The 18,348-nt window shown below is 74.8% G+C and carries 18 protein-coding genes; 8 read left to right on the top strand and 10 right to left on the bottom strand.

Annotated features, from left to right (window positions below; genetic code table 11):
• Positions 1-31: 31 nt before the first annotated feature.
• Positions 32-496, top strand: coding sequence for a DUF3263 domain-containing protein (locus DQE82_RS20840; protein ID WP_043327971.1), 465 nt, complete (start codon positions 32-34; stop codon positions 494-496).
• 6 nt (positions 497-502) lie between these two features.
• Here DQE82_RS20840 and DQE82_RS20835 read toward each other — a convergent pair whose 3' ends face one another.
• Positions 503-715, bottom strand: a complete 213-nt coding sequence (locus tag DQE82_RS20835) for a hypothetical protein (RefSeq protein WP_013288875.1) — start codon at positions 713-715, stop codon at positions 503-505.
• Positions 716-866: 151 nt separating this feature from the next.
• Between DQE82_RS20835 and DQE82_RS20830 the strand changes: the two genes are divergently transcribed.
• The 4 genes from DQE82_RS20830 to DQE82_RS20815 all read left to right on the top strand — a co-directional run bounded on the left by DQE82_RS20830 (position 867) and on the right by DQE82_RS20815 (position 3,915).
• Positions 867-1,769 (top strand): hypothetical protein, encoded by a 903-nt coding sequence (locus tag DQE82_RS20830; protein WP_104113964.1) that lies wholly within the window; start codon positions 867-869, stop codon positions 1,767-1,769.
• Positions 1,770-1,918: 149 nt separating this feature from the next.
• Positions 1,919-2,428 carry a GNAT family N-acetyltransferase gene (locus tag DQE82_RS20825; protein ID WP_043327973.1) on the top strand — a complete coding sequence of 170 codons (510 nt, stop codon included), beginning with the start codon at positions 1,919-1,921 and terminating at the stop codon, positions 2,426-2,428.
• Between the two features lie 126 nt (positions 2,429-2,554).
• Complete coding sequence (locus DQE82_RS20820) at positions 2,555-2,962, top strand: hypothetical protein (protein WP_043327974.1); 408 nt, start codon at positions 2,555-2,557, stop codon at positions 2,960-2,962.
• A gap of 2 nt (positions 2,963-2,964) precedes the next feature.
• Complete coding sequence (locus DQE82_RS20815) at positions 2,965-3,915, top strand: SRPBCC family protein (protein ID WP_113973545.1); 951 nt, start codon at positions 2,965-2,967, stop codon at positions 3,913-3,915.
• 4 nt (positions 3,916-3,919) lie between these two features.
• Here the strand turns inward: DQE82_RS20815 and DQE82_RS20810 are convergent, their stop codons facing one another.
• Genes DQE82_RS20810 through DQE82_RS20780 form a run of 7 tightly spaced genes read right to left on the bottom strand, consistent with a single transcriptional unit; the run spans position 3,920 to position 12,475 of the window.
• Positions 3,920-6,157, bottom strand: a complete 2,238-nt coding sequence (locus DQE82_RS20810; RefSeq protein WP_113973544.1) for an AAA family ATPase — start codon at positions 6,155-6,157, stop codon at positions 3,920-3,922.
• Between the two features lie 37 nt (positions 6,158-6,194).
• Complete coding sequence (locus DQE82_RS20805) at positions 6,195-6,686, bottom strand: hypothetical protein (protein ID WP_113973633.1); 492 nt, start codon at positions 6,684-6,686, stop codon at positions 6,195-6,197.
• Positions 6,687-6,733: 47 nt separating this feature from the next.
• A complete protein-coding gene (locus DQE82_RS20800) occupies positions 6,734-7,528 on the bottom strand; it encodes an ATP/GTP-binding protein (protein WP_176722823.1) in 795 nt (264 codons plus the stop codon).
• Positions 7,506-7,955, bottom strand: coding sequence for a DUF742 domain-containing protein (locus tag DQE82_RS20795; RefSeq protein WP_043327976.1), 450 nt, complete (start codon positions 7,953-7,955; stop codon positions 7,506-7,508). The genes DQE82_RS20800 and DQE82_RS20795 overlap by 23 nt, the downstream gene beginning before the upstream one ends.
• A complete protein-coding gene (locus tag DQE82_RS20790; protein ID WP_043327977.1) occupies positions 7,952-8,416 on the bottom strand; it encodes a roadblock/LC7 domain-containing protein in 465 nt (154 codons plus the stop codon). Before DQE82_RS20790 ends, DQE82_RS20795 begins: the two co-directional genes overlap by 4 nt.
• A complete protein-coding gene (locus DQE82_RS20785; RefSeq protein WP_113973631.1) occupies positions 8,413-11,307 on the bottom strand; it encodes a nitrate- and nitrite sensing domain-containing protein in 2,895 nt (964 codons plus the stop codon). The genes DQE82_RS20790 and DQE82_RS20785 overlap by 4 nt, the downstream gene beginning before the upstream one ends.
• The gene (locus DQE82_RS20780; protein ID WP_069088727.1) at positions 11,294-12,475 is read right to left on the bottom strand and encodes a hypothetical protein; all 1,182 of its coding nucleotides are present in this window, start codon (positions 12,473-12,475) and stop codon (positions 11,294-11,296) included. The genes DQE82_RS20785 and DQE82_RS20780 overlap by 14 nt, the downstream gene beginning before the upstream one ends.
• A 374-nt stretch (positions 12,476-12,849) precedes the next feature.
• Between DQE82_RS20780 and DQE82_RS20775 the strand changes: the two genes are divergently transcribed.
• The 3 genes from DQE82_RS20775 to DQE82_RS20765 all read left to right on the top strand — a co-directional run bounded on the left by DQE82_RS20775 (position 12,850) and on the right by DQE82_RS20765 (position 17,222).
• A complete protein-coding gene (locus tag DQE82_RS20775; protein ID WP_113973543.1) occupies positions 12,850-15,714 on the top strand; it encodes an alpha/beta fold hydrolase in 2,865 nt (954 codons plus the stop codon).
• Complete coding sequence (locus tag DQE82_RS20770; protein ID WP_043327978.1) at positions 15,714-16,622, top strand: ABC transporter permease; 909 nt, start codon at positions 15,714-15,716, stop codon at positions 16,620-16,622. Before DQE82_RS20775 ends, DQE82_RS20770 begins: the two co-directional genes overlap by 1 nt.
• A gap of 150 nt (positions 16,623-16,772) precedes the next feature.
• Entirely contained in the window at positions 16,773-17,222 is a 450-nt protein-coding gene (locus DQE82_RS20765; protein WP_113973542.1) for a DoxX family protein, read from the top strand.
• A gap of 55 nt (positions 17,223-17,277) precedes the next feature.
• On the opposite strand, the gene DQE82_RS20760 is transcribed toward DQE82_RS20765, so the two are convergent.
• Together DQE82_RS20760 and DQE82_RS20755 are read right to left on the bottom strand one after the other, a co-directional pair.
• Positions 17,278-17,907: a DUF4232 domain-containing protein gene (locus tag DQE82_RS20760; protein ID WP_113973541.1), complete on the bottom strand. Its 630-nt coding sequence runs from the start codon at positions 17,905-17,907 to the stop codon at positions 17,278-17,280.
• Positions 17,908-17,950: 43 nt separating this feature from the next.
• Positions 17,951-18,259 carry a helix-turn-helix transcriptional regulator gene (locus DQE82_RS20755; RefSeq protein ID WP_043327981.1) on the bottom strand — a complete coding sequence of 103 codons (309 nt, stop codon included), beginning with the start codon at positions 18,257-18,259 and terminating at the stop codon, positions 17,951-17,953.
• Positions 18,260-18,348 lie beyond the last annotated feature (89 nt).

Genomic DNA, 18,348 nt, shown 5'->3' with positions numbered 1-18,348 from the left:
TGCCGGTCACCCGCCGTCGGAGAGGAGCGCCATGTCCGCCGACGCCTCGCAGCGGGCCGCCGTCGACCCGTCCGGCCCGGCAGCGGGTACGCGCCACGCGGGCGGGACGGTTCCGCCACCGCGCACCGCTCCGCCCGTCGAGTCCACCGCACCGTCGGAGCCGTCGGAGTCCGTCCGGCCCGGGTCACCGCCCGTCGAGTCCACCGCGCCGGTCGAGCAGCCCGGTCCGGAAGCGGCGGATACGGGCGCCGCGGGCACGACGCCGGCCGGCCTCACCGAGCGGGAGCAGCGGATCCTCGCCTTCGAGGCGCAGTGGTGGAAGCACGCCGGAGCCAAGGAACAGGCCATCCGGGACACGTTCGGGCTCTCCGCGACCCGCTACTACCAGCTGCTCAACGCGCTGCTCGACCACCCGGCCGCGCTCGCCGCCGATCCGGTGCTGATCGGCCGGCTGCGCCGGCTGCGCTCGTCGCGGGCCCGCAACCGGCGGCGCTGACCCGCCTCACTTCTCGTACGTGCGCAGCCCGTTGCCGATGGCGAAGAACGTCGGCGCCCACTCGCCGATGAAGATGCCCCAGCGGTCCGCCCGCGCCACTCCGGCGCGCTCCATGTGCTTGGAGAGGAACCAACTGGTGACCGAGAGGCCGATGCTGACGAACCCGGCGAGGTATGCGTGCTCCGCCCGGATGCCGCCCTCGTGCAACCGCTCCAACATCTCGAATCCCCCTGTCACCGGGACCGACCCGGTCGCGTCCGACGCTACCGAAAGTGCGGGAGTGATGACGCAGGGTTACCCCGATCGGGCCGGTGGCGGATGACCTGGCGCGGGCCGGGTAGGCGGCCGGCGACGACGAACGGAGGCGACGATGGGAGCACCGGACCGCCGGTACGCGATCGGCAGCAGGCCGGCCCGCCCGGCCGGGGAGGCGCCGGTGATGCGGGTGCGTTCCGCCTCCGACCCGGCGCCGGGCCGCCCGGAGAACGAGGACGTGGTCTTCCGGATCGGCCCGCTCGTCGGCGTCCTCGACGGGGCCACCGTGCCGGAGGGCTTCGACACCGGATGCGTGCACGGTCCCGCCTGGTACGTCCGGCACCTGGCCGCCCGGATCGGCCTGGCGATCGCGGCCCGGCCCGCCGCCACGCTGATGAGCAGCCTCGCGGCGGCGATCCTCGCGGTCCGGGCCGACCACGGCGGGACGTGCGACCTGGACCATCCCGGCACCCCCTCGTCCACCGTCTGCCTGCTGCGGGAAAGCGGCGACCGGGTCGACTACCTGGTGCTCTGCGACAGCCCGCTGGTGCTCGACACCGACCGCGGGATCGAGGTGGTCACCGACGACCGGCTCGCGGACGCGGTGGCCGACCTGCGTCGCAGCGCCGCCGCGCTGCCCGACGGCGAGACCGACCCGGCGACCCGGTTCCGGCGGGCGACGACGGTGCAGCGGACCCGGATGAACCGCACCCACGGCTACTGGGCGGCGGCGAGCGACCCGGACGCGGCGTACCACGCGCTGACCGGCACGCTTCCGCTGCGCGGTCCGGGTGCGCTGCGCCGGGCCGCGCTGCTCAGCGACGGCGCCTCCTGCGCGGTCGACCAGTTCGGCCTGTTCGACTGGGCCGGGCTGCTGGAGGTGCTGACCGTGGCGGGCCCGGAAGGGCTGATCGACCGGGTCCGCGCGGCCGAGCGGGACCACCCGGAGCGGCTGCGGCGGCGCAAGCGCACCGACGACGCCTCGGTGGTGCTGTGCGAGTTCGCTCCTCCGGCGTGAGCACGCTCACGCCGGAACACCCGGTCGGATGACAACGCAGCGTGAGGCGGAACACCCCGGGGGTACGACCGGCCGAGGCGGTCGGCCATAGCGGCAATCCGGGCCCAAAGGGGTGGACGGCCCGGACAGGTAGCGGCAGACTGCGCCTCGTGACGGGTGCGGTACGGCTGGAGCCGGTGGACGAGCGGAACCTGGAACCGTTGCTCTCCGTAGCGGCGGCGGAGGCGGAACCGGAGGACGTGATGCCTCCGGTGCAGGCGCCCGCGGGCTGGTCGCTCGCCCGCCGGGACGCGTTCCGGGAGTTCCACCGGGCGAACCTCGGCGGACTCGACGGCCCGACCCGCACCGCCATGTACGCGATCGTCTCCGGCGGCGAGGTCGTCGGCATGATCCGGATGACCCGCCGGGACGAGCCCGGCACTGTGGAGACGGGCATGTGGCTGGGCCGCTCCGCCCGGGGCCGGGGTCTCGGTGCCGCCGCGCTGCGGCAGCTGCTGCACACCGCCGCGGCGGCCGGGATGCACACAGTGGTCGCGGACACCACGCCGGACAACGCGGGCGCTCTCTCCGTTCTTCGTAAATGCGGTGCGGAATTGCGCGAGGAGGGCGGAGAAGTGCACGCCCGAATGTGCCTCGACTCGGCGCTGCCGATCCGCTGAAACCCGTTCTTGCAGCTCCCTGGCGCTTGACGTGAAGTTTCGGCCGCCTTTTCCGTTCCCCTGAGGAAATGTTTTCCCAACGGGGTGACGGGTAGTTCGCGCCCCGGGGAGTGCGGAGGAGAGCGGATGAAAAGCGGAGCACGGGTGGCGCTGGCGGTGGGCTTCGGCTACCTGCTGGGTCGCCGGAGGAAGATGCGTACCGCGTTGACGCTCGCCGCGGCGGTCGCCGCCGGGCGGGCCAGCCAGCGTCCCGGCGGCATCAAGCGGCTCGGCGCGGATCTGATGGGCGCCAGTCCGCAGCTGCGCAACCTCGGCGGGCTGGCGCCGCCGCTGGTGGCGGCCGGGCGGGCCGCGGCGACCGCCGCCGCCGGCAGCGGCATCGACGCGATCGGCGGCCGGCTGCGCGACGGGGCCGACGCGCTGCGCCGCCGGAGCGGCCCGGGCCGGCCGGACGCCGAGCGTTCCGCGCCGGACGAGGAACCGGAGCTGGACGAGCAGCCCGAGGCGCCGGACCGACAGCAGCGGGGGCGGTGACGATGGCGACGACCGATCTGACCGGCCGGGTACGCGACGAGATCGGCGGCGAGCTGCGCAACCTCGCCGCGGCTCTCGGTGAACGGGCCGTCCAGGCGATCAGCGACCGGGTCACCGCCGCGACCGGACGACTCAGCGAGTACGCGCAGCAGGGCGGCGACCCCGGCCTGGTCGCCGCCGCCACCGGCGCGCGGAAGCTCGCCGAGGGCAGCTCCCCGGTGAAGGCCATGTTCCATGCCGGCGTGGCCGGCGGTAGGGAGAAGCTGATGGCGGCGTTCGGCCGCAAGGGCGGCGGCGACGGCGGCCGGAAGCTCAAGGTCACCAACATCGTCGAGACCATCGAGGTCGGCGTACCGGTCCGGGTCGCCTACAACCAGTGGACGACGTTCGGCGACTTCCCGAGCTTCATGAAGAAGGTCGAACAGGCCGACTGCGACGACGAGAAGATGACCTGGAAGGCGCAGGTGCTCTGGTCGCACCGGACCTGGGAGTCGACGATCGTGCGGCAGATCCCGGACCGGCTCATCCACTGGCGGTCCACCGGCGAGAAGGGCTCGGTCGACGGCAGCGTCAGCTTCCACGAGGTCGCCCCGGAGCTGACCCGGATCCTGGTCGTGCTGCAGTACCACCCGCAGGGCTTCTTCGAGCACACCGGCAACCTGTGGCGGGCCCAGGGCCGCCGGGTCCGGCTGGAGCTGAAGCACTTCGTCCGGCACGTGATGACCCGGACCGTGCTCGACCCGGACGCGGTCGAGGGCTGGCGCGGCGAGATCGAGGACTCCCAGGTCGTCAAGGACCACGAGACCGCGCTCCGGGAGGAGCGGGGAGAGACCGGGCCGGCCGACGACGAGTACGCCGCCTACGACGAGGGCAACGACTTCGCCGACGACGAGTACGCCGACGAGCCGGTCCTCACGGCACCGGAGCGTGCCCGCCGCCGCGACGAGCGCTGACCGGTCAGGACCGGCCGGCGGCGTACGACTCCAGGTGCGCGAGCTGCACCGGGTCCAGCGACGGCCGGACACGGTCCCGGGCCGCACCGACGTGCGCGGCAGTCACGGTGCTCGCGTTGAGCGACTCCCGCATGGCGGCGAGCGCCGCCTCCCGTACCAGCGCGGCGCAGTCGGCGGCGGAGAAGCCGTCCAGCTCGGCGCCGAGCGCGTCGAGGTCGACGTCCGGCGCGAGCGGTACGCCCCGGGCGGCGGCGCGGAGGATCTCCGCGCGGGCCGGCCCGTCCGGCGGCGGCACGTAGACCAGACGTTCCAGCCGGCCGGGACGCAGCAGCGCCGGGTCGACCAGCTCCGGCCGGTTCGTCGCGCCGACCACCACCACGTTGCGCAGCGCCTCCACCCCGTCCAGCTCGGTGAGCAGCGCCGCCACCACCCGGTCGGTGGTGCCGCCGTCGCTGGCCTGCCCGCGAACCGGGGCCAGCGCGTCCACCTCGTCCAGGAACACCAGCGTGGGCGCGGCCTGGCGGGCCCGGCGGAACAGCTCCCGCACCGCCCGCTCGCTCTCACCCACCCACTTGGAGAGCAGCTCGGCGCCCTTCACCGACAACACGTTCGCCCGCCCGGACCCGGCCAGCGCGGTCACCAGGTAGGTCTTGCCGCAGCCGGGCGGCCCGTAGAGCAGCACCCCGCGCGGCGGCGTCACGCCCAGCCGGGCGAACGTGTCCGGGTAGGTGAGCGGCCAGAGCACCGACTCGGTGAGCGTCTGCTTGACGTCGTGCAGTCCGCCCACGTCGTCGAGCGTCACCGACGCCAGCTCCAGCGTGGACACGGACATCGTCGTCGGCCGGACCACCTCCAGCGCCTCGGTGAAGTCCGTCATCGCCACCGTCGGCGTCTCCGCCGTCTTCTGCCGCAGCGCCGCGCGTACCCCGGCCTCGCGGACGAGCGCCGCCAGGTCCGCCGCGACGAACCCGGGGGTACGGCCGGCCACCTCGTCCAGCCGTACGTCGCCGGCCAGCGGCACCTGCCGGGTGAGCACTGTCAGCTGTTCCCGGCGCAGCGCCGCGTCGGGCAGCGGCACGGTGATCCGCAGCGCCAGCAGATCCGGGCCGCGCAGCCCCGGGTCCACCGCCTCCGGTCGCCCGCTGGTGCAGACCACCGCCACGCCGGCCCGCAGCGCCTCGGCGACCACCTGGCGGAACACGGTGGCCAGCGGACCCGGCTCGTCGGCCGGGGCGATCGCCTCCACGTCGGTGACCAGCAGCACGGCCGGTCCGCCGGCGCGTACCGCCGACGCCGCCTCGCGGAGCCTGCGGGCCGCCGCGTCGTTCGTGAGCGCGGCCAGCTCCGGCGCCCAGAGCGGGCGCAGACCCGCGCCGACCCGGGCCGCGACGGCGCGCACGAGCGCTGACTTGCCCGAGCCCGCCGGTCCCTCCACCAGCACGCCGAGCGAGACGGTGGTGCCGAGCCGGCCCAGCACCTCACGGTGGTGGAAGCCCAGGTCCAGCAGCTCGGTCAGCTCCTCGGCCTGGGCGCGCAGGCCGGGCAGCTCGTCGACGTCCGGGGCGTCCTCCGGGCCGAGCAGGCCCTCGGCCCGTTCCGTCCCGGCCGGCGCGGCCGAGGGGGCGGAGACGGGCGCGCCCGGGGACACCGGGCCGGAGCCCCGGGTGGCCGGACCGTGCTCCCAGCCCACCACCGTGTCCATGGTGACGAGCGCGCCGGCCGCCGGCTCGACGGACACGACGTTGAGCAGCGTGCTGGTCCAGGCGTACCCGACGGAGCTGGCGAGACTGCGCCGCGCGGCCTCGATCAGGCCGCGCACGGCGGCGTCCGGGAGCACGTCCTGCGGCAGCAGCGAGACGTCGTCGCCGGGCGTGACGACCTTGCCGAGCAGCGCGAGCCGCAGCATCTCCGGCGGGACCGCGGCGACCACCGCGGCCGGGCCGGCCAGCGTGAGCCGGCGCGCCGGGGTGGCCGGCAGCGGGCTCACCGTCACCTGGCCGCCGGCCCGCAGCCCCAGGTTGCCGAGCAGCAGGTCGTCGGCGTGCAGCAGGACGCCGCTGGTGCCCGGGTCGGCGGCGGCCGCGATGCCGGCGGTCGTCCGGCGGCCGGTCAGCCGCACCGGATCGCCGGGGCGCAGCGCCAGCGCGGTGAGCACCTCGGGGTGCAGGCGTACCACGCCGCGGCGGGCGTCGAGCGCGGCCGGCCGCAGCGTCGCGGTCAGGGTCAGATCGGGTTCCGCCACCCGCCGACAGTAGCCGCCGTGACCACGAGGTGCCGCCTCAGCGCGGGTCCGGGCCGTCCAGCAGCGAGGGATCCCGCCGGATCATCTCCGCCAGCCGGGCCGCCGGGTCCGACTCGACCGAGTCCTGCCCGGGGGCGGGCACCGTCTTCACCGACATGGGCCACGCCGGCGGGGGCGTCGGCGCCGAGGTCGGGCCCACCGTGACCGCAAGGCCCGACCAGGAGACCCGCAGCGGGTACGCCTGGTCGCCCACTTCCACCCGCAGCGTGACGGCGACCCCGGGGTGGTCGGCCACGACCCGCCGGACCGCGTCGGCGACCTCCTCGACCGGGTCACGCCGCGCCGGCGCCGCGCCGCCCCGCAGCCGGTACGCGCCGTGGCCCGCCCGCCCGTTGCCCGGCTCCGCCGGCAGTTCCTCCGGGACCACGTCCTGGTCGGTCCCGCCGGCCGGTTCGCCGGGCGCCCGGCGGCGCATCGCCTCCTCGCGCCGCGCCATCCGGGCCAGTGTCTCGTCCAGATCACCTCTCATGGCGTCCACCCCTTCGCCAGACAACGGATCGAAACGACTGTCGGTGTTCAGCCCGCCCGTGGCTGCGGGGCGGGCCCGTCGCCGCGCCGCCCCGAACGGGTCGCCCGGTCCAGCGCCCGGTCCAGGACGACCAGCAGGGCGTCCCGGACGGAGAGCCGGTCCCGGGCGTCGAACTGCACGAGCGGCACGTGCTCCGCGATCGCCAGCGCCCAGCGGATCGACGGCAGGTCGAGGGCCAGCCGCCCGTCGAAGGCGTTGACGCCGACGGCGAACGGCAGCCCGGAACGTTCGAAGAAGTCGATGGCCGGATAGCAGTCGTCGAGGCGGGCGCTGTCCACCACCACGAGCGCGCCGAGCGCCCCCCGGGCCAGGTCGTCCCACATGAAACCGAACCGCGCCTGACCGGGCGTACCGAAGAGGTAGAGCTTGAGGCTGCGGTCGATGGTGACGCAGCCGAAGTCCATGGCGACGGTCGTGGTGGTCTTCCCGGCGACGCCGCCCGGGTCGTCGATGCCGATCCCGACGGTGGTCATCTCGGCCTCGGTGGTCAGCGGCGCGATCTCCGAGATCGCCCCCACCGTGGTGGTCTTGCCGACCCCGAACCCGCCGGCGATCAGGATCTTGACCGGGATCGGCGGGCGGGGCGCCGGGACCCGGCTCACGATCGGGGCCGGTTCCTGGGGCGGCACCCCGGGCGGCAGGTACGGCAGCGGCGGGGTGGGCGGTGGCGGTGTGGCGCGGCCGATCAGCGGGGCCGGTCCGCCGTAGCGGCTCGGGGCGCTGTTCGCGGACGGCCCGCCCAGGGCCGCCGCCGGCCATTCAGGAGATCGCACGAAGTCCATCAATCACTCGCAGGATGATGTCGGGATCGAGGGCGTCGTCGCCGTCCGCGACGTGCACGTCGAGATGGCCGGCGGCGCGGAGGTCGCCGACGAGTACCCGGGTCACACCGAAGTGCATCCGGGTCCGGGCGGAGATCTCCGCCACCGAGACGGGCTCGGCGCAGATCGCGACGATCGCCGCCAGTTCCGGGGACAGCCGGGCCGTCACCGCCCACGAGGTGCTGCCCGGACGAGCGGTGACCTGGGTCTCCAGACCGATCGCCGGGTCGCCGTCCACTCGTCCGGCGGTCAGCACGAACGGGCGCGGGCCGGTCGGCTCCCCGTCGCCCGCGTCCGGCTCCGGAACCGGAACGGACGCGTGCAGGAAGGGGCGGACCCGGATGCCGGGTTCCGGCTCCGGGTCCGCGCCGGCGGCCCCCGGGATCATTGCTGAACGGCGTTCTTCAGCTCGGCGATCAGGCGGGGACTCAGGGCGCCGCCGGCCCGGCCGGCGAAGAGCGTCATCTCGTACGCCACGGTGCCCAGGTTGGCCGTCCGGTCGGCGACGACGCCGAGGACCGAACCACTGCTGATCGCGCTGATCAGCAGGTAACCCTCGGCCATGTCGACGATCACCCGGTTGAGCGCGCCCAGCGCGTACCAGCTCGCGGCGCCTCCGGCGAGGCTGGTCATGCCGGAGACCACGGCGGCGAGCCGTTCCGCGTTGGACCGGTCCTTGATGGCGGACATGGCCATCAGCAGCCCGTCCGAGGAGACCGCGATCGCCTCCATCACCCCGGCGGTGCTGGAGGTGAACGAGTCGAGCAGCCAGTTGAAGGTGCGCGCCTCGGGGCTGAGGTCGCCGGCGGCGCTCTGTTCGATGTTGTCGTGCAAGAAGGGGCTGGTCACCGTGATGGGTCCTCTTCGTAATGACGGTCTGGGCTGACTTCGCGCAGAGCGCGGGCGACGCCCGCCTCGAATTCGTTGACGAGATTGCGGACCTCGACGGGGTCGCCGGGGTCGGAGCTGGCCGGGGGCGTGGACTGGACCGGGGTGTCGGCCAGATTCGCGCCCGGCACCCGCCGGCTCAGCCGGGGACGCTCCGTTGCGGGCGGGACGAGGGTGGTGTGGCCCTCGGCCCGGCGTACGCCGTCCTGGAACGCCTCGACCAGGGCCCGGACGGAGGCCGGATCGGCCGGTACGCCGATCAGCGGCCCGCCGGTCGCCGGGGCGGCCGGGGTGGTGGGCGCGGGGGCCGGGAGGTTCGCGCCGGGCACCCGCTGCCGGATCGGCGACCGCGTGCCGGGCCGTCCGGTGGGCGGGCCGACCGGTTCCGGCCCGGCCGGGACCGACGGGCGACCACCGGCGGGGGGTGCCGTGCGGGCCGGACCGACCGGCGGGGCCGACGCCGGTCCGGCGGTCGGTACGGGCGCGGACCCGACGGTCGGCGTGCGCGCCGGCCGGACAGCCGGTGGCGACGACGGCCCGACGGCCAGGCCGGCCCCGGCGGCCGGTGCGAGGGCCGGGCCGGCGGGCGGCGTCAGGGCCGGACCCGCCGGTGGGGTCAGGGCTGGGCCGGCCGGCGCGGTGCGGGTCGGGCCGGTCGTCGGCCCGGCGGCCGGGGGAGCGACCGGGACCGGGCCGACGACCGGTGTCGGCGGGGAGGTACGGCCGGGGTGCGCCACCGGCCCGGCCGGCCGGGTGGCGGGCGCACCTGCGGCCGGCGGCCAGGCGGGCGGCGCGCCGGCGGTGGGCAGGCCCGGATCCTCGGCCGGCTCCGGAGCGTCGTCCCGCTTGCCGAAGGCGTTCCACGGGTCGCCGCTGGACATGCTGCGGGTGGCCCGGCTCAGCAGCTCCGCGTCGAAGCCGGCGGGCGGTTCGACCGCTGCCGTCCCGTGCTCGTGCCCGCCGGGCGGCACAGCGGCCAGCGTGGCGGTGGCGAAGACCGGCTCGGGGCGGCGGACCACGAGCGAGTCGGCCGGGACCTCCAGGGTGGCGGTGACTCCGCCCCCCGGGGTCGGCGTCAGCCGGACGTGCCAGCCGTGCCGCCGGGCCAGCCGGCCGACGACGAAGAGGCCGAGCACCTCGGTCGGGGCGAGGTCGAGCCGCTCCCGGCGGTCGAACCGCGCGTTCTCCTCGGCCATCCGCTCCTCGGTCAGGCCGATGCCGTGGTCGACCACCACGAGCCGGGCGCCGCCGTCGGTCAGCTCGCCGGTCACCACCACGCGGGTGTGCGGCGCCGAGAAGGAGGTGGCGTTCTCCATCAGCTCGGCCAGCGTCAGCACCAGGTCGCCGACGATCGCCGGCGCCGCCGCGACGCCGGGCGGCACCTCCACGTCGACGCGGGTGTAGTCCTCGATCTCGCCGAGCGCGAGCCGGACCACGTCGGCCAGCGGGACCGGCGCCACGTGGCCGTCCGAGCCGGTGGCGCCGGAGAGCACCACCAGGCTGCCCGCGTTGCGGCGCAGACGGCTGGAGATGTGGTCCAGCCGGTACAGGTGCTCCAGCCGGCCCGGGTCCGTCTCCTGCCGCTCCAGCCGGTCGATGAGCGCGATCTGGCGGCCGACCAGGTTCTGGGTACGCCGTCCGACGTGGCCGAACATCTGCGCCACGTTGCGGCGTCCGGCCACCTGCCGCTCGACCAGCCGGGCGGCGGTGTGCTGCACCCGGTCGAACGCGCGGGCCAGCTCACCGATCTCGTCCCGGGCGCTCACCTCCACCGGGTCGAGGCGTACCGGGGGCACGCTCTCGGACTCGTCGTCGGCGACCCGGGTCAGCTCCGCCTCGGCGACCCGGGCGACCCGCTCGGCGGAGCGGGTGAGCCGGCTCAGCGGGCGGGCGACGGTACGGGCCACCGTCATGCTCAGCAGCACCACGACCAGCAGGATGACGCCCGCCGCCACGGTGACCAGCCAGGCCGCGGTCAGAGCCTCCCGCTCCCGGGCGCGGGTCTCCGCGATGACGTCCGCGACGACCTTCTTCTCGACGAACTGGCCCAGCGTGATCATCGACCGGGACGCGGGGAAGAGCACGTCCAGCGAGACCGGCGCGATCGCCGCGTCGGGGTCCCGGAGGCTGTCCACCAGGAACGTCGGGCTGGTCCGCGCGGCCACCGCCGCGTCGTCCAGCTCGGCCACCTTGAGCTGCTCCGGCGTGATCAGCCGGCGGAAGCGCCGGTTGTCGACGTTGAGCGCCGCCATGCACGCCACGAACGACCGCGACATCCGCGGGTCGCCGGTCGCCTTGACCAGCACGATCTGGGTGGTGCAGGAGCTGAGCGCCTCGTCGACGCGCAGCAACGCGTCCAGGGCGAGCACCTGCCGCCCGGCGGCGGTGTCGGTGTCCACCTGGTACGGCAGTCGCAGCGCGTCGATCAGGGCGGTGTCGACCTCGCTGAACGCGGTCAGGATCTGGTCCGGCCTGGCCCGGCCGGCGAGCGTGGCGGTGCGGACGTCGTCCAGCTTGCGTACCCCGTCGAGGCTCTCGCGGACCGTCGCCGGCAGCGTCTCGGCGCGCAGATCGGCGACCCGGTCGTCGACGGTGGCCGACTTCTGGATCAGCTCGGTGCGGGACACCCGTCCGAGCAGCAGCCCGACCGAGAGCAGGCGTTCCTGCTGGAGATCCTGGACCAGGCTGCCGACCCGGCTGGCGATGCGGACCGTCTCGGCGGTGTCGGCGGCCCGCTGCGCGGCGGCCACCCGGTCGATGACCACCGGAACGGCCAGCCCGACCATGCTGAGCAGCGGGATGATCACCAGCAGGGCGAGCTTGCCCCGGATCCGTAACCTAGCGAGCAGCATCGAACGGCCTCCACCGGTCGGCGTCGCCGCCCCGGCCGACGGCGACCGGCTGGCGGTCACCCTCGGACACGGTGATCGGCGGGTCAGCGTGGACCGCCGGTGGCGGTCCGGCCTCGGCCGGCGTGCGGCGCGCCGGGGGAGGGCCGGCGGCCCGCGCCCGCCGTAGCGCGGCGAGGTGCAGCGCGGCGATCCCGGCGAGCAGCGCGACAGCGGTGCCGGCCGCGGCCCGGCCCAGCAGGCGGTCCCGGTCGATCGCGTCCAGCCGTTCCTTCAGCAGCGCGTCGAGCTGGTCGAGGATGACCGTCCGGAGCTGCTTGGCGGCGTTCTGCGCGGTGATGCCGGCCTGGGTGAGCTGGTCGGTGCTCGGCGCGGACCGCCCGCCGCCGGGCGCCGAGTACACCGAGAACGTCTCCAGCGAGCGCTGGTAGGTGTCCAGCGGGGTGAGCACGTTGGCGCCCAGGTCGGTGCTCTCCGAGCTGTCGACGGCGGAGCGCAGGTCGGCGACGAGGTCGGTGGCCGGGCCGAGCGCGGCGACGCGCAGCTCGGCCAGTTCCGCGCCGGTCCGCGCGCGCTCGGCGGCGGGGCGCTTGGCCGCCAGCCGGGCCAGGTCGACGAGCCGCCCGGCCAGCACGGTCGCGGTGGGCAGGTCACCGCCGATGCCGTCCTGGAGGAAGAACGAGTCCGAGCGCGGGTCGCGGATCAGCCCGGAGCTCTCCCGCACCTTGCGGTAGAGGGCCAGGAGCAGGTCGGACGCCTCGCCGTAGGCCCGGAAGGCCGCCTCGGGGTCGCCGAGCCCGCGGTCCGGCAGCGACTCGAGCTTCGCCCGCAGCCCGGCCCAGCGCTCGTGGGTGCGCAACTCGTCGCCGACGGCGCTGTCCACCTCGGCGACGCCCTCGATCGCGGCGGTGAGCGCGCCCCGGGAGACGGCTCCCTCGGCGACCGCTATCGCCTGGGCCTCCACCAGCGCGTCGGTGATCGGGCCGAGGGCACGCAGGTAGCGCACACCGAGCCGTTCCCGGCTCGCCAGGTCGTGGTCGTCCGCGGCGCTGCTCTCGGACTGGGCGAAGATGAACCCGAGCGGTACGAGCAGCGCCAGCACCAGCAGCAGGGGAAGCGTGCGGCCCGGTACGGCGGGCCGCCGACGGACCCGCGGCGCGGGGACTGTCATGGTGTGTCTCCTCCGGCGACGGCGGGGCGTTCGGTGCCCCGGGAGGTCGCCGTACGCAGTCCCGTGCACCGGACCGGAAAAGTAGCCGAACCGGACGTCTGTGCAACCTCGGCCGATGAGTCGGCTTCACGTCAGTCCATTCTGGGCGACGCTGAGTGAGCTTCGACGTCACTCAGCGTCCGATCATGTTGCCGAGAAGTGACATCGACGATGGTTTGCGCGTGTAGATGTGAATTCACATGATCCGAACATGTGCCGCTGGGATGCTCTGGACCTTTGGCGGACGACGGTGGGCGAACGACGAACGGCGCAACCGGACGGACGTACGGCGGATCTCAGCGAATGCACAGCGATCGGCCCGTACCGTGTGCCGCATGAGATCACCAGTCGCGCGGATCCGGCGCGCCCTGGCCGGACGCCCACGCCGGATCGTCGCCGTCGTGGCGGTGGTAGTCCTCGTCGCCGCCGCGCTCGTCTGGGTGGCCCGGCCGCAGAGCCCGGACTTCCGCACCGAGTCGGCGCTGGTGACGGTCCGCTCCGGGCCCTCCGGTGACGAGCCGGTCGAGCTGGACACCACGCTCTACCTGCCGGACCGCGCGTCGGAAGCGAACCGCGTGCCGGCGGTGCTGCTGGCGCACGGGTTCGGTGGCACCAAGGACTCGGTCCGCTCCGACGCCGAGGACCTGGCCGCCCGGGGGTACGCGGTGCTCACCTGGACCGCCCGCGGCTTCGGGCGCAGCGGCGGCCAGATTCACCTGGACAGCCCCGACTACGAGGTGCGGGACGCCCAGCGCCTGCTCGACCGGCTCGCGGCCCGGCCGGACATCCGCCTCGACTCGCCGGGCGACCCCCGCGTCGGCGTGGTCGGCGGCTCCTACGGCGGCGGCCTGGCCTTGCTGCTGGCCGCGCAGGACCAGCGGGTCGACGCGATCGTCCCGATGATCACCTGGAACGACCTGTCCCGCGCGTTCCTGCCGGAGAGCACCGGCCGGCAGCCCACCGACGGCGTGTTCAAGAAGGGCTGGGCGGGGATCTTCTTCGGTGGCGGCGGGAACGCCGGCTCCGGTCCGGCCGGGATCTCCGGGGCCACCGCCGCCGCGCCGGAGGGCGCGCCCGAGTCGGCCGGACCGCCGAGCCCGCAGCCGGGCGCCGGTCCCGGTACCGGCTCCGGTCGTGCGCCGGCCGGCGCCGCCGACCCGTCCTGCGGGCGCTTCGCCGCCGACGTCTGCGCCGCGTACCTGCGTATCGCGACCACGGGCCGGGCCGACGCGGCGGCGGTCGAGCTGCTGCGCCGGTCGTCGCCGGCCGGCGTGCTGGACCGGATCAAGTCCCCGACGCTGCTGGTCCAGGGCGAGGCGGACACGCTCTTCCCGCTGGCCGAGGCGGACGCCAACGCCCGGGGCATCGCCGCCGCCGGCACGCCGGTGCGGGTCGCCTGGTTCACCGGCGGCCACGACGGCGGCTCCGGACCCACCTCCGACTCCGACCGGGTGAAGTTCCTGACCGCGCAGTGGCTCGACCACTACGTCAAGGGGGACGGGGCGGCGCCCGGCGACACGTTCACGTTCTCCCGCATCGCCGGGTTCGACGCGCTCGACCGGGGCCTGGTCGCCACCGGCTTCCGTACCGCCGACTATCCGGGCCTGGCCGGGGAGGACCGCCGCGAGGTCACGCTCGCCGGTCCGCCTCAGCCGGTCGCCGTACCGCCCAACGGCAACCCGGCGGCGATCTCCTCGGTGCCGTTCGCCGGCGCGCTCGGCTCGCTGCTGGACGGCGTGGCCGGTGACATCCCCGGCCAGCACGCCCGCTTCGAGTCCGCGCCGCTGGACGAGCCGGTCGACGTGGTGGGCGCGCCCACGGTGCGGATCCGGGCCGCCTCCCCGACCGGCGAGGCGGTGCTGTTCGTGAAGCTCTACGACGTCGACCCGCAGGGGGCGGCCACGCTGCCGTCCGGCCTGGTCGCGCCGGTGCGCCTGACCGGCCTGCCCAGCTCGGTCGACGCGGCCACGCCGGTCACCGTCACGCTGCCGGGGATCGTCCGGCGGGTCGAGGCCGGGCACCGGCTGCGGCTCGTGGTGGCGACGTCGGACCAGGCGTACGCCTCGCCGGCCGAGCCGGCCGTGCACACGGTGGCGCTGGCCGACGGGCCGCTGACGCTGCCCACCGTCGAGGCCACGCCCATCCCCACCACGGCAGTGGTGTGGCGCTGGGCGCTGGCCGGTCTGCTCGCCGCAATCGTGCTCGGGCTCGTCGTGGTCGTGCTGCTCACCCGCCGCCGGCACCGCCGCCAGGACAACTCCGTGCACCCGGAGTACGCGGGCGTCCCGCTCGCCGTGCGCAACCTGCGCAAGGAGTACGCGGACGGCTTCGTCGCGGTCTCCGACGTCGACTTCGAGGTGCACCCCGGGCAGGTGGTCGGCCTGCTCGGCCCCAACGGCGCGGGCAAGACCACCACGCTGCGGGTGCTGATGGGGCTGACCCAGCCCACCGCCGGGGAGATCTACGTCTTCGGGCACCGGCTGGTGCCCGGCTCGCCGGTGCTGTCCCGGATCGGCGCGCTGGTCGAGGGGCCGGGCTTCCTGCCCCACCTGTCCGGCCTGGACAACCTCAAGGCGTACTGGCGGGCGACCGGGCGGCCGTGGGAGGACGCGCACTTCGACGAGGCGCTGGAGATCGCCGGCCTGGGCGACTCGGTGCACCGGCGGACGAGGAAGTACAGCCACGGCATGCGGCAGCGGCTGGCCATCGCCCAGGCCATGCTCGGCCTGCCCGAGCTGCTGGTGCTGGACGAGCCGACGGACGGGCTGGACCCGCCGCAGATCGCCGAGATGCGCCGGGTGCTCCAGCGCTACGCCACCGACGGCCGGGCGGTGCTGGTCTCCAGCCACCTGCTGGCCGAGGTGGAGCAGACCTGCACGCACGCCGTGGTGGTGAACAAGGGCCGGATCGTCGCCTCGGGTCCGGTCGAGGAGATCGTCGGCGAGTCGCCGAGCGTGCTGTTCGAGGTGAGCGACCCGGACGCGGCGCGTACGGTGCTCGACCGGCTCGACGGCGTACGGGTGCTGCCCGACGCCGAGGGCGCGCTGGTGGTCGACACCAACGGCACCGCGCGCAGCGAGGTGGTGGCCGAGCTGGTCCGGGCCGGTATCGGAGTGGACCGGGTGGTGCCCCGGCGCCGCCTGGAGGACGCGTTCCTCGCCCTGGTCGGCGAGAACTCTCGGGGAAGCGGGGACCGGTGATGGCGGGTTCGTCTGTGGCATCGTCGCCTGGTGGCGGCACGTCCGGGCCCGGCGCGGGCGGTGCGGCGGCCGGTTACCGGCCCTCGGCCACGCTTCCGTTCGCCGCGGAGTTCCGGCGGCAGGCGTCGCGCCGGCGTACCCAGCTCGCGCTGGGGTTCATGGTGCTGCTGCCGCTGATCATCCTGGTGGCGTTCCAGTTCGACTCCGGGGACGACGACCGCGGCGGGCGGGGCGAGTTCTCCAGCCTGGCCGACCTGGCCACCTCGGGCGGGCTCAACTTCACCCTGTTCTCGATCCTGGTCTCCGCGTCGTTCCTGCTGGTCGTGGTGGTGGCGTTGTTCTGCGGCGACACGGTGGCCAGCGAGGCGAGCTGGGGCAGCCTGCGCTACCTGCTGGCGGTGCCGGTGCCCCGGGCCCGGCTGCTCGCGGTGAAGCTGGTCGTCGCGCTCGCGTACTCCGGGCTGGCGCTGCTGTTGCTCGCGGGCACCGCGCTGCTGGTCGGCACGCTGCGGTACGGCTGGAAGCCGTTGAGCAGCCAGGTCTCGGCCGAGCTGGCCCCGGCCGACGGCTTGCTGCGGCTGCTCGGGGTGCTCGGGTACCTGGCGGTGGTGCTGCTGGTGGTGGCCGGGCTGGCGTTCCTGCTGTCGGTGACCACCGATGCCGCGCTCGGCGCGGTCGGTGGCGCGGTGCTGCTCTGGATCCTGTCCAGCATCCTGGATCAGATCACCGCGCTGGGCGGGCTGCGGAACCTGCTGCCCACCCACTACAGCAGCGCCTGGCTGGGGCTGCTGTCCACGCCGATGCAGACCGACGACGTGGTCAAGGGCGCGTTCTCGGCAATCGTCTACGCCACGTTGTTCTGGAGCCTGGCCTTCTGGCGTTTCACCCGCAAGGACGTCACCAGCTGAGGTGACTGTCGGGGGTACCCGCATTGGCGCGTCCGCCCATATCATGGGAGCGTTCCCATGCAATTGTCCCGCCTGCAAGGAAATTGATTAACATCGATACGTGCAATCGCCATCCTGGAGCGGTCAAACACCCGCCCCAGGAGGTCACACATGATTCCGACCCAGCTCAGCGGCCCTGTCCTGTCCCTGTTCCGCGCTGTTGTGGGGCTGCTGTTCCTATGCCACGGCGCGGCGTCGATATTCGGCGTCCTCGGCGGTAACCGAGGCTCCGGCGAGGCCGTCCCGTTCGCCACCTGGCCCGGTTGGTGGGCGGCGCTGATCCAGCTCGTCTGCGGCGTGCTGGTGCTCGTCGGCCTGCTCACCCGTCCGGCCGCGCTGCTCGCCTCCGGCTCGATGGCGTACGCGTACTTCACTGTGCACCAGCCGCAGAACCTGCTGCCGCTGCAGAACGGCGGCGAACTGGCGGCGCTCTTCTGCTGGTCGTTCCTGCTGGTCGCCGTGCTCGGCCCGGGCAACTGGGCGCTGGACGCGCTGCTCGCCCGCCGCCGCGCCGCCCCGGCCGAGCCCGCCACCGCGTCGCCCGCCTCGGTTCCGGTCTGATCCGCCGCCCGGCGAGATCGCGGTACGGGAGGGCGCTTCCGTGCCGCGATCTGAGTCAGAGCGGGTTGACCGGCGAGGTCGAGGGGGCCGGTGGATCGGAGCGCGGGGGCGCCTGCGTCGCCGGGTCGGCGTCGCGGCGCTTCCAGGCGCTGACGCCGAGCCGGCCGGTGTTCCCGAGGTCGATCGGCCCGTCCAGCTCGACCGGGTACGCCGGCCGGCCGGTCGACGGGGCGACGTCGAGTTCGGCGCCCGCGGTGGCCACCACGGTCGGGTCGGTGACGAGGTTGCGCCAGATCAGCGCCGCGCCGGCCCGTTCGCCCGGCGCCAGCACGATCCGGGTGGGCGGGTGGTCGAAGCCGGCGGTGATCGGCGCGGCGCCCGGGATGATCCGTACCGCTATCGCGTCCCCGTCGGCGTCCCGGAGCGCGACCGCCGGATAGCCACGCAGCTCGTACGGGCGGTCGCCGCAGTTGACCAGGTCCAGGCCCATCGCCCGCAGCCCCATCGCCGCGCTCACCCCGAGCCCGGTGATCCGGATGCCCTCCGGGGAGCACGTGGCGGCGGGCTCGGCACCGGGCCGGGGTGGTGCCGACGGCGGCCCGTCGACCGGGGCCGGTGCCGGGGTGCAGCCGGCGAGCAGTGCCGCGCCGGCGAGGAGCCCGATCCGGGCAGTCGCCTTCCGCATCAGGCGATCATGTCATCCCGCCGGGAGTGGCGGGGGAGGCTGATCATTGCGGCCGGGCGGGCGCGGTGAGGACGGCGTCGAGCAGGCCCGGGTAGAGGCGGTCCAGCTCGTCGCGGCGCAGCCGCACGTACCGGGTGGTGCCGGCGATGCGGGTGCGGGTCAGCCCCGCCTCGCGCAGCACCTTCAGGTGGTGGCTGCGGGTGGCCTTGGAGACGCCGAACTCGAACGAGCCGCAGGCGTGCTCCCCGCCCGGCGCGAGCGCGCGCACGATCTGCAGCCGCACGTCGTCGGCCAGCGCCGCCAGCACGGCGGTGACCGGGACGTCGCGCAGCTCGGGTTCGTGCAGCTCCATGTGACTACGATAACCCATGTTCGACAATCGTCGAACAAGCTCCTAGAGTCGTGGCGTTTGGTTCGACGATATTCGAACATAGGAGCTGG

Origin of the sequence: Micromonospora sp. LHW51205 (genome assembly GCF_003315815.1) — a bacterium.
GTDB lineage: Bacteria > Actinomycetota > Actinomycetes > Mycobacteriales > Micromonosporaceae > Micromonospora > Micromonospora chalcea.
The sequence above is the reverse complement of the archived record's forward strand: the minus strand, read 5'-3'. Positions and strand labels throughout refer to the sequence as shown.